14 protein-coding genes are annotated in these 13,673 nt (G+C 70.1%); 11 read left to right on the forward strand and 3 right to left on the reverse strand.

Going from position 1 to position 13,673, the window contains the following annotated elements; all coding sequences use genetic code 11:
• The first annotated feature begins 50 nt into the window (after positions 1 to 50).
• Entirely contained in the window at positions 51 to 875 is an 825-nt protein-coding gene (locus EHF32_RS05955; RefSeq protein WP_137417325.1) for a formate/nitrite transporter family protein, read from the forward strand.
• A gap of 13 nt (positions 876 to 888) precedes the next feature.
• Here EHF32_RS05955 and EHF32_RS05960 read toward each other — a convergent pair whose 3' ends face one another.
• The gene (locus EHF32_RS05960; protein ID WP_137417326.1) at positions 889 to 1,479 is read right to left on the reverse strand and encodes a helix-turn-helix domain-containing protein; all 591 of its coding nucleotides are present in this window, start codon (positions 1,477 to 1,479) and stop codon (positions 889 to 891) included.
• Between the two features lie 28 nt (positions 1,480 to 1,507).
• On the opposite strand from EHF32_RS05960, the gene EHF32_RS05965 reads away from it, so the two are divergent.
• Complete coding sequence (locus EHF32_RS05965; protein ID WP_137417327.1) at positions 1,508 to 3,037, forward strand: FAD-dependent oxidoreductase; 1,530 nt, start codon at positions 1,508 to 1,510, stop codon at positions 3,035 to 3,037.
• 70 nt (positions 3,038 to 3,107) lie between these two features.
• Here the strand turns inward: EHF32_RS05965 and EHF32_RS05970 are convergent, their stop codons facing one another.
• Together EHF32_RS05970 and EHF32_RS05975 are read right to left on the reverse strand one after the other, a co-directional pair.
• The gene (locus tag EHF32_RS05970) at positions 3,108 to 3,851 is read right to left on the reverse strand and encodes a MerR family transcriptional regulator (protein ID WP_137417328.1); all 744 of its coding nucleotides are present in this window, start codon (positions 3,849 to 3,851) and stop codon (positions 3,108 to 3,110) included.
• A 6-nt stretch (positions 3,852 to 3,857) separates the two neighbouring features.
• Positions 3,858 to 5,075, reverse strand: coding sequence for an MFS transporter (locus tag EHF32_RS05975; RefSeq protein WP_137417329.1), 1,218 nt, complete (start codon positions 5,073 to 5,075; stop codon positions 3,858 to 3,860).
• 98 nt (positions 5,076 to 5,173) lie between these two features.
• Between EHF32_RS05975 and EHF32_RS05980 the strand changes: the two genes are divergently transcribed.
• The 9 genes from EHF32_RS05980 to EHF32_RS06020 all read left to right on the forward strand — a co-directional run bounded on the left by EHF32_RS05980 (position 5,174) and on the right by EHF32_RS06020 (position 13,671).
• Positions 5,174 to 5,614, forward strand: coding sequence for a hypothetical protein (locus EHF32_RS05980; RefSeq protein WP_137417330.1), 441 nt, complete (start codon positions 5,174 to 5,176; stop codon positions 5,612 to 5,614).
• A 163-nt stretch (positions 5,615 to 5,777) separates the two neighbouring features.
• Positions 5,778 to 6,266 carry a flavin reductase family protein gene (locus EHF32_RS05985; RefSeq protein WP_161594065.1) on the forward strand — a complete coding sequence of 163 codons (489 nt, stop codon included), beginning with the start codon at positions 5,778 to 5,780 and terminating at the stop codon, positions 6,264 to 6,266.
• Positions 6,263 to 7,093, forward strand: coding sequence for an ABC transporter ATP-binding protein (locus EHF32_RS05990; RefSeq protein WP_137417332.1), 831 nt, complete (start codon positions 6,263 to 6,265; stop codon positions 7,091 to 7,093). The genes EHF32_RS05985 and EHF32_RS05990 overlap by 4 nt, the downstream gene beginning before the upstream one ends.
• A gap of 9 nt (positions 7,094 to 7,102) precedes the next feature.
• Positions 7,103 to 7,966, forward strand: a complete 864-nt coding sequence (locus EHF32_RS05995; protein WP_202876837.1) for an ABC transporter permease — start codon at positions 7,103 to 7,105, stop codon at positions 7,964 to 7,966.
• A gap of 132 nt (positions 7,967 to 8,098) precedes the next feature.
• Positions 8,099 to 9,187, forward strand: a complete 1,089-nt coding sequence (locus EHF32_RS06000) for an ABC transporter substrate-binding protein (protein ID WP_137417333.1) — start codon at positions 8,099 to 8,101, stop codon at positions 9,185 to 9,187.
• 29 nt (positions 9,188 to 9,216) lie between these two features.
• Positions 9,217 to 10,284, forward strand: coding sequence for an LLM class flavin-dependent oxidoreductase (locus tag EHF32_RS06005; RefSeq protein WP_137417334.1), 1,068 nt, complete (start codon positions 9,217 to 9,219; stop codon positions 10,282 to 10,284).
• Entirely contained in the window at positions 10,281 to 10,949 is a 669-nt protein-coding gene (locus tag EHF32_RS06010; RefSeq protein WP_137417335.1) for a cysteine hydrolase family protein, read from the forward strand. The genes EHF32_RS06005 and EHF32_RS06010 overlap by 4 nt, the downstream gene beginning before the upstream one ends.
• Positions 10,946 to 12,280 carry an NtaA/DmoA family FMN-dependent monooxygenase gene (locus EHF32_RS06015; protein ID WP_137417336.1) on the forward strand — a complete coding sequence of 445 codons (1,335 nt, stop codon included), beginning with the start codon at positions 10,946 to 10,948 and terminating at the stop codon, positions 12,278 to 12,280. The genes EHF32_RS06010 and EHF32_RS06015 overlap by 4 nt, the downstream gene beginning before the upstream one ends.
• Entirely contained in the window at positions 12,277 to 13,671 is a 1,395-nt protein-coding gene (locus EHF32_RS06020) for an MFS transporter (RefSeq protein ID WP_137417337.1), read from the forward strand. Before EHF32_RS06015 ends, EHF32_RS06020 begins: the two co-directional genes overlap by 4 nt.
• The last annotated feature ends 2 nt before the right edge of the window (positions 13,672 to 13,673 follow it).

The following is a 13,673-nucleotide window of genomic DNA, read 5'->3' on the forward strand; positions in this document are numbered from 1 at the left end:
GACGATCGACGCAGGAGGCGGACGCGCCCACCATTCGCGTCCGATCGGACATGCTGACTATCGAACGCGCGCTCGTCGACGTGCAGGCACCGGTGGCGGAGCACAAAGTGCACGGCCTGCGGCATCCCGGACGCTTCCTCGCGTCGGGGATGATGGCCGGTGCGTACATCGGCGTGGGTGTGGTGCTCATGGTCAGCGCCGCGGGTCCGCTCACGGCCGCCGGAAGCGGATGGGGCAAGTTCGTCAGCGGGCTCGTTTTCGGCGTGGCGCTGACGCTGGTCGTGTTCGCGGGCGGAGAACTCGTGACCTCGTCGATGATGACACTCGCGCAGGGCACGTATCTGCGCGCCATACGCCCGGGGCCGGCCATCGGCGCACTGTTCGCCACCTTCGGCGCCAACCTCGTGGGCTCGGTCGTCTTCGGTGTGCTCGTGGCGACCTCGGGTGTGCTGCACAGCAACGCCGCCGCCGGCACGATGCTCGCCGACATGCTCACCGCGAAGGCGCACGAGGGGCCCGTGGAACTCTTCGTCCGCGGCGCGCTGTGCAATCTGCTCGTCTGCCTGGCCATCTGGATGTGCGCCCGGCTCAGCTCCGACGGCGTGAAGATCGCCGTCATCTTCTGCGCGATCCTCGCGTTCATCACCTCGGGCTTCGAACACGTCGTCGCGAACATGACGACCTACACGATCGGTCTTGCCACCGGCATGCCGGGTGCCACGTGGGGGCATTTCGGCACGAACCTGCTGTGGGTCGGGCTCGGCAACCTGTTCGGCGGCGCCGTGCTCGTGGGCCTCGTGTACTGGTTCATCGGCGGATCCCCCCGGCTCGCCGAAGCCGCAGTTCCTCAGGAGTCCGCGCTCAGCGAGCACTGAACGCGCGGCCGGGTCACACGGACTCGGAGTGCGTGTGGATGCGGTCGCCGTCGCCGTGGAAGATGCTGATCACCTGCACGGGTCTGCCGCCCGCAGCGGACATGGCATGCGGGGTGCGGGTATCGAACTCGGCCGCTTCGCCACGCACGAGCACGAGATCCTGCTCCCCCAGACGCAGTCGCAGGCGCCCGGAGAGCACGTAGAACCAGGCGAACCCGTCGTGCACGCGTTGCTCGGGCTCGGGGCCGGGGAGATACGTGATCTTGTAGGCGTTGGTCGGCGACCCCTCCGGTGCAAGCGGGAGCACGAGGTGACCCTCGCGATGGATGAGGGTGCGCCGCACCCGGGGGTCCTGGTCACGCGGCTGCAGAAGATCGTCGATGCGGATGCCGAGCTCGCGCACGAGCGGCAGCAGCAGTTCGAGGCTCGCCTGGCGCTTGCCCGACTCGAGCCGTGAGAGCGTGCTCGAGGAGAGTCCGGCGCGCGCGGCGAGGTCGTCGAGCGTCCAGCCCTTGGCGCGTCGGACGGTGCGCAGCCGCATCCCGAGCTCGTCGAGTTCGGCACGGATGGACGGGGTTGCCGTTTCTGCAAGATCGCTTGCCATAGTCGCAGAGTAGCCGTGTGATGGGCTCATGCAGAACTCCACGGATGTCCTCGTCGTCGGCGCCGGCCCCGCCGGTCTCTCCGCGGCCCTCATGCTCGTGCGCGCCCGTCGTGCCGTCACGGTCGTCGATGCCGGGTCGGGCCGCAACCGCTTCGCCGAGCACATGCACGGGGTGCTCGGCCACGAGGGGCTGGCGCCGGGCGAGCTGCGCGCGCGCGGCCGCGCCGAGGTGGAGGGATACGGAGGCCGGTTCGTCGACGGGTCGGTGTCGCACCTCGACGCCGACCAGGACGGCGTCACCGTCACGCTCGCCGACGGCACCACACACCGCGCTCGCGCGCTCATCGTGGCCACGGGACTGAGCGACGAGCTTCCCGATATCCCCGGTCTCGCCGAGCGGTGGGGCCGGACGGTGCTTCACTGCCCCTACTGCCACGGTTGGGAGGTGCGCGACCAGACGATCGGCGTGCTGACGACCTCGCCGCTCGGTGCACACCAGGCGCAACTGCTCACGCAGTGGAGCGACGACGTCGTGGTCTTCACCGCGGGCCTCGGCGAGCTCGATCCCGAGCTCCGCCACCGCTTGCTCGCCCGCGGAGTGCGGCTGGTGAGCTCGCCGGTGATCGACGTGCGAGGCGACGGTGACCGGATCGACGCGGTGCGCACCGCCGACGGGCGTGAGGTCGCCGTGTCGGCGATTTTCACCGCTGGCCGCCCCGTTCCGAATGACGGCTTCCTCGACGGCCTCGACCTCGTGCGCACGGAAGGTCCGCTGGGTGCCATGATCCAGGTCGACCGTCTCGGGCGCACAAGCCACCCTCGCATCTGGGCCGTCGGCAACGTCGTCGACCCGAGCGCCAACGTGCCGCTGTCGATGGGAACCGCATCCTTCGTCGGCGCCGGCGTGAATGCCGCACTCGTCGAAGAGGATCTCGACCGCGTGGCCGCGCCGGCCGCCTACTGGGAACATCGATACACGGGAGATGAGCGGATGTGGTCGGGCCGCGTCAATCGCGCGGTCGCCGACGTGGCGGCATCCCTGCCGTCGGGCACGGCGCTCGATCTCGGATGCGGCGAGGGAGGCGACGCCCTGTGGCTCGCAGAGCAGGGCTGGGAGGTCACGGGAGTGGACATCAGCGTCACGGCGATCGCTCGGGCCACCACGGCGGCGGCGAGCGCCGACCTCGGCGAGCGCGCGCGCTTCGTGCGGGCGGAGCTTCCCGACGGGATGCCGGAGGGCTCCTTCGATCTCGTGACGGCATCGTTCCTGCACTCCCCCGTGGCGCTGGATCGCATCGCCATCCTGCGTGCCGCCGCATCCCGCGTCGCGGTGGGCGGCCACCTGCTCGTGGTGTCGCACGCATCCGTCCCGCCGTGGTCGCACGCCGATGCGCAGCACACGGTCTTCCCCGACCTGCACGAGGAGCTCGCCGAGCTCACACGGGATAAGTCCGCGTGGGAGACCGTCATCGCCGAGACCCGCCCGCGCCCCGTCACAGCGCCCGACGGCACCGACTCCACGATCGACGACGGCGTGCTCCTTCTGCGGCGGCGGTGAGCCCGGGCGTGGCCGCTCGGGGGCCCTCCCCTTCCCTTTCCCCCATCCGCTCCCCGCGAGAGGCTCCGCGTCAGGACAGGCGGCGTTCGATCTCGCGCAGGACGCGCCGCTGCGCGGGCGTGAACTGGATGCGGACGAGGTCGTCGACCAGATCCGCCCCCGGCCCCAGGTCGACGGCGCCGCCCGCATCCGTGACCTCGGCGACGACCGGACCGAACGCCGCGACCACCGTTTCGACGAACCCGTCGATCTCGGTGGCCGGCGTGTCCGCGCCGATCTCGCTGAAGCGTGCCGAGATCTCGGCGATGAGGGGACCGAGTGCGGGGGCACTGAGGATCTCGTAGAGGCGCGTGAGGCGCGGCATCCCCTCTTCCCCGGCGAGGTGAGCGAGCAGCACGGACTGATCGCGATCCATGCTCGCCAGGCCGGCGGGGCCACCGGCCGCGGCGAGCACGGCGAGATGAGGAGCAAGTTCGGGCGGAACGTCGGGCGCCGCGTCGGTGGCGCGCAGCCGCGCGATGAGCGAGCGCTGCGCTCTGAGCCGATCGATCTGCGCCGCGAGCTCCGCGTCGAGGGTGTCGAGGAGGGCGCCCGGATCCGCCGCCTCGCCGTCGAGCAGAGCGGCCATCTCGTCGAGCGGGATGCCCACTGCCGCCAGCCGACGGATGCGGAGCACCCGCACCAGGTCGCTCACACGGTACTCGCGGTAGCCGTTGCTCCCGCGTTCGGGCTCGGGCAGGACGCCTTCCTGGTGGTAGTGCCGGAGGGCACGCACCGTGACGCCGGCGAGGCGGGCGAGTTCACCGCTGCGCACGGAGTCTCACCCCGCATCCGTGTCGGTCACGGCATCCAGGCTACGCAGTGATCTCGCGGTGAGCCCGATGACGAGCGCGATGAGCCACACGCTCGCGAGCAGCGCGGCAGCCATTTCGACGCCCGCATATTCGGTGAGCACGGCGGCGAGCACGATCCCCACGGGCGGCGCCGCCGTCAGCACCGCGTTCTGCGTACCGAGGATGCGGCCGCGCAGGGCATCTGGGATTCGCTCGATCATGAGCACGCCGATCAGGCTGTTGAACACGCCCGCGGCAAGACCCACCACCGCGGCGCCCGTGAGCACGACCCAGACCGACGGCAGGGCGCCGATCAGCGCAAACCCTGCCCCGCTCCCCAGGAGTCCCGTGAGGAACCACCCCCGACGAGACCCGCGCCGACCGACGACGGCGTACATGGCCCCGCCGACCAGCATGCCGGCGGCGAGCGCGGAGAGCACGAGGCCGAGGAGACCTGGCTCTCCCTCCAGGGTGAAGTACACCGGGAGAACGAGTGCCTGCATCGAGGCGAGCACGAAGACCGAGAGCAGGCTGAGCGAGGTCGTCGCGACGAGGAACCGACTGCCCGCGAGCACGCGCCACCCCTCTCGCACCTGCGCCCATCCGTTCCCGTGCGACGCCACTCTGTCTGAGATCGCACCGACATTCCGCGGCAGCAGCAGGGTCATGGTCGCGGCGGCGAAGGAAGTGGCCGCCGTCACCCACAGCACGCTGCTCCCGTCGAGCATCACCAGCAGCACGCCGGCGAGTGCGGGACCGAGCATGATCGCGATCGCTCCGAGCGCTTCCCGCGCGCCGATGAGCCGTTCGGCGCCCCACCGGCCGTGGCGGACGATCGCCGGAAGGAGCGTCTCGCGTGAGGTCATGCCGGGAACATCGCCGAGGGCACCGACGATCCCGAGGATCACGAACCACCCCAGGTTCAGCCCCCAGAGGAGGTCGACGACGGGGAGGGCCGCGACGGCGAGCGCCGAGATCACATCTGCGGCGATCGAGGCGGTGCGCCGGTTGACGCGGTCGATGATCACGCCTGCGAACAGTCCGGCGAGGATGGCGGGAACCGCCGTGGCTGCGGCGACGGCACCCGCGCCGAGGGCGCTGCCCGTCACCTGCAGAACGATGAGCGGCAGGGCGACGGCGGCGATCGAGTTCCCGAGCAGGGAGAGGAAAGCGGAGGCCAGGTAAGCAAGCGGAATGACGGTCATGCATCCAGTCACGACTATGACGTTGCGGCGGGGTCAAGCCGCCTGACCGCCGGTGCGCGCGTAACACGCGCGTCATCCGGACTGCCTACAGTGACCGCGTGAACGAGCGCGGACCGGCGGCACCACGCAACGAGTGGGGTCGGTTCGAGGCGGGCAGCGTCGAGCGGGCGGCTCTGGTTGCGCTCGGCGGGCGCTTCGGCGTGGAGGTGCGTCCGCGTCACCTCCGGCTCTCGGACGGCAGCCGCACCGAGATCGAGGGGGCGTCGGAGGACGGCTCGCTCGTCGTTCAGCTGGTGATCCGCACCGGCGATTTCACCTCGCAGCACCGCAACAAGCTCATGGCCGACATGTTCAAGCTCACCTGGGTGCGCACCTGTCTGACGCCGGGAGCGCGCGCCGTGCTGTGCATCGGCACCGGCGCCCTCCCGGCGTTCCGAACGGGATCCTGGCTCCGCCGGGCAGCGGCGGATGTCGGACTCGAGGTGCTCCTGTGGGATGCGGGCGAACTGCACGCATTGCCGGATGCGGCGACGCTCTGACCCGGAGCGCTGTTCACACAGCTGAAACAGGACCGTCGCCCTGCGTGAAACACCCGCCCCGTAACGTCATCGTCAGATGGACCTCCGCCGGATCGACCACTGATCGTCCACCCGGCACGCTCTCCATGATCATCGTCTGCGATTGATTCCCATGGGAGGTCTCATGTTCCGTTCCGCACCCGCGCCCGAGGTGACCGGTTCTCTGCGCGCGGCCCTCGGCCGGATGGCCACATCCGTCACCGTCGCCACGACCCGCCACGACAGCGTGGACTACGGGTTCACGGCGAACAGCTTCACGTCGGTGTCCGCCGATCCCGCGCTCGTCGCGGTCTTCCTGGCCGATACCGCTGACTCCTACGACGCGTTCCAGGCCTCCGAGGCCGTGGCGATCAACATCCTCGCGGACGGTCACGGCGATCTGGCACGCCGCTTCGCGACGAAGGGCGTCGACAAGTTCTCGACCTTCTCCGCCCACCCCGACTACCCGCACCTTCCGGTGCTCGCCGACGCGATGGCCTCACTCATCACGCGCGTCGACAGCCGCGTCACGATGGGAGACCACCTCATGCTGCTTCTCGCCGTCGAGGAGGTGTGCGTCAGCGAGCGCGCACCTCTCGTCTACCAGGACCGCACCTTCCGGAGCATCGCATGAGCGGCGTCGCGGGCATCCGCATCGACGCGGTCAACAAGACGTACGGCACGGGAGCAGGCGCACTGGTCGCGCTGGGGGACGTGAACCTGGAGATCCCCGCCGGACGCTTCGTGAGCGTGATCGGGCCGAGCGGATGCGGCAAGTCGACGCTGTTGCGCGCGATCGCAGGTCTCGAGCAGCCGAATGCCGGCACGGTGAGCGTCTTCGGCGTCTCGCCCGACGCCGCGTGCGAGGCGAAGATGGTGGGTCTCGTTCCGCAGGCGCCGGCCCTGCTGCCGTGGAAGTCGGTGCTGCAGAACGTCACGCTCCCCCAACGCGTCAACCGGGGCGGCTCGCGACGCCGCCCCGCGACCGCCGGCACGACGACGACCGCGAGCACCGAGGAGCTCACGCACATGCTGCGCGAGGTGGGTCTGGGAGATGCCCTCGACAAGCTGCCCGCACAGCTCTCCGGCGGCATGCAGCAGCGGGTGGCCATCGTGCGCGCGTTCGGCCTTCGTCCCGACGTGCTGCTGATGGATGAGCCCTTCTCGGCGCTCGACGAGTTCACCCGTGAGTCCCTGCAGGAGCACCTGCTGGATCTGTGGGACGAGTACAAGACGACGGTCGTGTTCGTGACGCACTCGGTCACCGAGGCCGTACGTCTCTCGGACACGGTGGTCGTGATGGCGCCACGCCCGGGACGCATCGTCGACGTCATCGACATCGATCTGTCCCGACCGCGTCCGGCTGCGCAGATCAACACCCCCGCGTTCCACCACTACGAAGACCTCATCCGCCGCCGGCTGCAGGACGCCTGGCGCACACCGTCGACTTCGGCAGCCTGAGGAGGAGCCATGACCGCTATGCCCTCGACCGACGCCCGCGGCGTCGAGGTCGCCGCCACGCCGGCCGCATCCCCCCGTCCGGTGCGCCGCTCGATCAAACGCGCCTGGTATCGCCCCGCCGTCTGGGCCCCCTTGACACTCATGATCGTGGCGCTGGCGCTGCTGTGGTGGTGGGGATCGGCCGAGATGCCGTTCCTGCTCCCCCCGCTCGGCGACGTCGTGACGGCGATCGTCTCCAACCCGATGTTCTACGTCACGAACGCGTGGGTGACCTTGCAGGAGTCGCTCATCGGTCTGGCCATCGCCTTCGTCGCGTCCTTCATCCTCGCCATCGCGGTCAGCGAAGTGCCCGTGCTTCGTCGCGCGATCATGCCGATCGCCGTCGTGCTGAACGTGACGCCCCTCGTGGCGATCGCCCCGGCGCTCGTGGTCGCGTTCGGATTCGGCCCGGAGCCGAAGCTCGTCGTGACCGCCCTCATCTGCTTCTTCCCCATCCTCATCAACGTGTCGATCGGGCTGCGCTCGGTGCCGGCTCCCGTGATGCAGTTCTACGAGACCATCCGGGCCTCGCGACTGGAGATGCTGTGGTTCGTGCGCATCCCCAGCTCCCTTCCCTTCCTGTTCGCGGCGCTGAAGATCGTCTTCCCACTGTCGGTCGTCGGCGCCGTGGTCGCCGAGATGTTCGCCCCCGGCGCGGCGGAAGGCCTCGGAACCGCGATCAAGCTCGCCAGCGCCAACAACAAGCTCGCGGTCGTCTACGCGTCGATCTTCGTGCTGGCTCTCATGGGTTCCGCACTGCTCGCCGTGGTCACCGCCGCGGAGCGACGCGCTCTGCACTGGCACGAATCACACGCGCCCGGCCGTAAAGGCTGACGCAAACCTCCACGCCCCTCCTGCGCCACCAGCGCCAGGGGGCTCCGCCGGCGTGCCCGAAACCGCACCACCCTGGCACCACCCGCACCATCCGACCCGCACCATCCACCGCTTATCCGGGAGAACACCGCCATGACCCGACGCCCCCTGCTGTTCGCTGCACCGCTCGCGCTCGCAGCCCTCGCCCTCGCCGGTTGCGCCGGCCCCACCGACACCGCGCCCGCAGCAGATGCCGGTTCGGCCGTCTCCGCCGAACGCTGCTCGCTCAACAAGGATGCGGGTGAGATCACGTACCTCAGCGGATACCAGTGGCAGGCGTCCGCGTCGATCCTCGAGGTGGTCGCCGCAAAGGAACTCGGCTACTTCGACGATCTGTGCCTGAACGTGTCGCTCGAGCCCGGTTCGGGCGAGACGAGCCAGAACACCCAGCTCCTGGCGGCGGGCACGGTGCAGTTCACCCCGCTCAGCCTGCAGAACCTCATCCAGGCGCAGGATGCGGGCGTCGATGTGCTCGGCATCTCGTCGTACTCCAACGAGGGCCTCGAAGTGCTGCTGACGATGCCCGACATCACCAAGCTGACCCAGCTCGAGGGGACGATCCTCGGCCACAAGGGTCAGTTGCCCCCGACGGTCGCGGCGATGCTCGACGAGGAGGGCGTCGACATGTCGACGATCGAGCAGGTGCAGGTCGGCTACGACCCCTCCGTGCTCCCCCGCGGGCAGGTCACCTCACTCACCGGCTTCATCTCCAACGAGCCGAACCTGCTCGAAGCGGCCGGGGACGAGGTCACCGTCTGGAGCCCGTACGACTACGGTGTGCCTTCCTCGCTCGGCGCGATGGCGGTGAACCCCGCGTTCGCGAGCGAGCATCCGACCGCCGTCGAGGACTTCCTCCGCGCGATCCTGCACGCCTACGCGTACTGCGCCGACAACGCCGAGGAATGCGTCGGCTACACCGCCGAGCTGAGCGGCGACGGCTACGACGCGGCGCACAACCAGCGCATCTGGGAGACGGAGGTCGCCACGGTCGCCGACACCCTTCCCGACGGTTGGGCTCTCGGCGCCATCGACACCGACAACTACGCGGCGCTCGGGAAGATGCTCGTCGACTACGACCTGCTCGAGAACCCTGCGACCGCAGACGACGCATCCTCGTACATCGACACCTCGTTCATCGAGGCGATCTACGACGGCGACGCACTCGTCTGGCCCGCGCCCTGACACCTCTCCCCGAACGACAGGAACATCCCATGAGCACGACCGAGTACGGCGTCTTCCTCCCCAACGCCGCCGGCGGCTGGCTGATCTCCGGCACCGCCCCCTATCCGCCCGCCGATTACGACTACAACAAGCAGGTCGCCGTGCTCGGCGAGCAGATCGGCCTCGATTTCGTCATGGCGATGGCCAAGTGGCGCGGATTCGGCGGCGCCACCGACCACTGGGGCGAGACGATCGAGTCGATCACGATGATGGCCGGCATCGCCGAGGCCACGAGCCGTGTGAAGATCTGGGCCACCATCCACGCGAACATGCAGAACCCCGCGTTCGCCGCCAAAGTGTTCACGACGCTGCAGCAGATCAGCCACGGTCGCGCGGGGATGAACATCGTCAACGGCTCGTACGCTGACGAGTTCGAGCAGATGGGCATCTGGGACGCCGACATGTCGCACGCCGACCGCTACCGGATGACCGAGGAGTGGACCCAGCTCGTGCTGCGGCTGTGGAGCGAGGAGTCCGTCACCCACGCGGGCGATTTCTTCACTCTTACCGATTGCCAGTCGCGGCCGCATCCGGCGACCAGGCCCGCCATCATCAGCGCGGGGCGATCCGAGAGCGGGCGCGCCTTCCAGGCGAAGTACGCCGACGGGGCGTTCCTGGGCTCGGAGAGCCTCGACGAGATGCGGGAGTTCTCCCGCGACGTGCATGCCCGCGCAGCGGAGCACGGACGTGAGGCACGGACGTACTCGATGCTGACCATCGTGCAGGACGAGACGGATGCGGCGGCCGAGGCTCGGGCGCGGCACTACGGCGAAGGACTGGACCGGGAGGCGCTGGCGAACATGCGGCGCTCGTGGGGATGGGATCCGAACCGCGCACTGTCGTGGGCCGAGGGGGCTCAGGGCACGGAGGCGTTCCAGACGCCCTACGTGACCGGATCGGCCCAGACGCTGGTGGAGCGCATCCTCCGTGTCGTCGAGACGGCGGAGCTGGACGGGCTCATGCTCATCTTCCCCGACTACCTCACCGACATGGCCGCTTTCGGCGAGTCGGTGCTGCCGGAGCTGCGCGCGCACGCGGGCACGGCGGCGACCGTATGAGCGCCTTGCGCGAGCGGCAGCTCGCGGTGCTCACCGCTGCCGAGGCCCGCCCGGCCCTGCTCGTCGTGGATGTGCAGCGCTCGTTCGGCGACCCCGAGCACCTCGCGGCGTTCGGTCTGGACGAGGCCGCGCTCGCCGGCGTCGCCGCGGCGGTGGAACGCGCCGCGACCCTCGTCGAGCACGCCCGCGCGACCGGTGTGCCGGTGGTGTGGGTCGAACTCGAGAGCGCCCCCGATGCCGTATGGCACGCGAGCTCGTGGCTGCACACCGGCGAGCCGGAGGCGCAGATCCCCGATGCGCCGTGCATCACCGGAACTCCCGGCGCCGAGTGGTATCGGGTATCGCCCGCCCCCGGGGAGGCGCGCGTCGTCAAGCGAGGCTACAGCGGCTTCGTGGCCACGGAGCTGGAGGCCGTCCTGCGCGACGCGGGCATCACCTGGGTCACGATCGCGGGGCTCACCACCGAATGCTGCGTGGCGGCGACAGCGTTCGACGCCGTCCAGCGCGACTGGCCGGTCGTCATCGCGGCCGATGCAACGGCGGCGTATGACGTCCGTCTGCATGACGCGGCGCTCGAGTCCCTCGCCCTGAACGTGGGGCTGCTCATGCCGATCGCCGAGATCGCGGGGCTGTGGACCGCGTCGCGTGAGGAGGTCACGGCATGAGCGGCATCCACACGGCCTTCGATCTGTCGTTCACGCACACGGAGGGCCGTTGGGCGCGGCCCGGGTCGTGGGTGGGCTACGACTTCCCCGATGTGCGCATGTTCCAGGAGATCGCCGTGACGGCGGAGCGCGCCGGGGTCGACCTGCTGTTCTTCGGCGACGGCAGCGGTATCCCCGACACCTGGCGCGGATCGATCGCTCCCGCCGTCGAGTGGGGCGTGCAGTGGCCCCGGCACGACATGAGCCCGATCGTCGCGGCCATGTCGACGGTGACGGACCATATCGGCTTCGGCCTGACGTACTCGTCGACCTTCATGCATCCCTTCTATGTGGCTCGGCTGCTGAACTCGCTGGATCACGTGACCGGCGGACGCATCGCATTCAACGTTGTCGCCTCCACGCGCAGTGCGGATGCGGCCAACTACGGCTTCGACGAACTCATGGAGCACGCGAAGCGGTACGAGCGCATGGACGAGTTCATCGCGGTCTGCAAGGGCCTGTGGGACTCGGTCGCACCGGACGCGATCGTGCGCGATCGCACGACGGGCCGGTTCGCCGACCCCGACAAGGTGCGCGCGATCGACCACCGCGGCGCGTTCTTCCAGGTCAAGGGTCCGCTGAGCGCGGTGCCGAGTCCGCAGGTGCATCCGGTGCTGGTGCAGGCGGGCAACTCGCCGCGCGGCATCGCCACCTCGGCCGGCTTCGCCGACGTGGTGTTCGGCTACGGCGGCTCGCTCGCAGGGCAGCAGCGGCACCGCGCCGCGCTGGATGCGGCGTTGGCGGATGCGGGTCGCGACCCCGCATCCGTCGGCATCCTCTGGGCGACGCAGGTGATCGTCGGCCGCACGCGGGCCGAAGCGGAGGAGCGGCGTCGAGAGGTGCTGTCGTTCTGGGACGAAGAGGCGGTGGGCACACACCTCTCCCACAACGCGGGCTACGACTTCTCGACGCTGCCCGCACACTTCCGTCTGGGCGATCTCGCCGAGAAGATCCGTGCCGCCCAGGCCACGCCGGGCGGACTCGTGGGCGCTCTGATGGACGAGCACGGCGAGGACCACCGGATGAGCCGGGCTGACTTCTTCGCGGCCGGCTGGCACCATGCGACGGGGATGGACCACACGCTGTGCGGATCTGCCGCCGAGATCGCGGACGCTCTGCAGGAGAACTTCGCGGCAACCGGCGAGCGCGGCGGCTACATGTTCAGCTCACCGCTGGCCGCTCCCTCGGGATACGCCGACATCGCGGAGCTGCTGCTGCCCGAGTTGCGCGCTCGGGGTGCGCTCGCGCCGCGCTACCCCGGCACGACGCTGCGGGAGAACCTCGCCTCGTGACCGCTCCCGTCGCCGTATCCGCGGCTCCGCCTCGCCCTGCGCGCACGCGTTCGCCGTGGCTGACGCTCGTGGCCATGTGTCTCGGGTTCTTCCTGATGCTCCTCGACTCGACGATCGTCGCGGTGGCCGTGCCCTCGATCGCGGCCGACTTCGAGGTGACGGATGCGGCGACGGTCTGGGTCAACAGCGGCTACCTGTTCGCCTACGCGGTGCCGCTGCTGTGCAGCGGGCGGTGGGGAGATCGTTTCGGCCCCCGACGCGTGTACATCGTCGGGTTGGGCGTGTTCGTGGCGGCATCACTGGCGTGCGGACTGGCACCGACCCTGGAGGTGCTGGTCACGGCGCGGATCGCGCAGGGCGCCGGGGCGGCGCTGATGACGCCGCAATCCCTCGCCATGATCCGTCGGGTGTTCCCCGCCGCATCCCTGCCGACCGCGCTCGGCGTCTGGAGCGCGGTCGGCGGTGTCGCGGCCGCGAGCGGTCCGCTTCTGGGCGGCGTGCTGATCGCCTGGGCGGGCTGGCCCGCGATCTTCCTCGTCAACGTTCCGCTCGGCGTCGTCGCGCTGGCGATGGTGGTGTGGTGGGCACCGCGCCTGCCCGCGGCCGGCGGCACCGTGCCGGTGGTGACGGCGGCGGCGAGCGCCCTGGGCGTCTTCGCCCTGGTGTTCGCGGTGCATGAGGCCCCACAGACAGCGGGATGGCTGACGATCGTCGTCGCAGCGGCGGGCATCGTCCTGACCGCGCTCGCGTTCGTGTTCCAGCCGCGCGACCCGCGGCGTGCACTGGTTCCTGGGCTGCTCGTGCGCAGCCGCGGGTTCGTCGCGGCGGTGTCGTCGGCGACGAGCGCGAGCTTCATCGTGGGCGCGGCGCTCATCCCCGTCATGCTCCATCTGCAGAACGAGCGCGGATTGGATGTGGGCACGGCGACCCTCGTCGTGCTCCCCCTCGGCGTGGTGTCGGCCGTGACGGCGCCGCTCGCCGGCCTCTGTGTGCGCCGGTGGGGTGCGCGACCCGTGGCCGTCACGGGGTCGGCGGCGATGGTCGTGTCCGTCTGCGCCTGTGCCGTCGCGGCTGATACCGGCGCTCCGATCAGCGTGCTCGTGCTCGCACTCGGACTCTTCGGCTTCGCGAACTCGTTCGTCTGGTCGCCGCTCGCGACCGCCGCGATGACCTCGGTGCCCGTGGAGTTCGCGGGGGCCGCATCCGGCACGTACAACGCGACCCGCCAAGTGGGCGCCGTGCTCGGCAGCGCCGTCACCGCGATGCTGCTCGCCGTCTCCGGTCCGGTCGTGGCGCTCGGCGTACTGGGCCTCTCGGGGTTCGTGGCGGTCGCCGGCGCCGCCGTCCTGCCGAAGGGTGTCGCTGCGGCGCGGGCGAGGCCCAGCGCCTGACC

Source organism: Microbacterium sp. RG1 (genome assembly GCF_005347485.1).
Taxonomy (GTDB): Bacteria; Actinomycetota; Actinomycetes; order Actinomycetales; family Microbacteriaceae; genus Microbacterium; species Microbacterium binotii_A.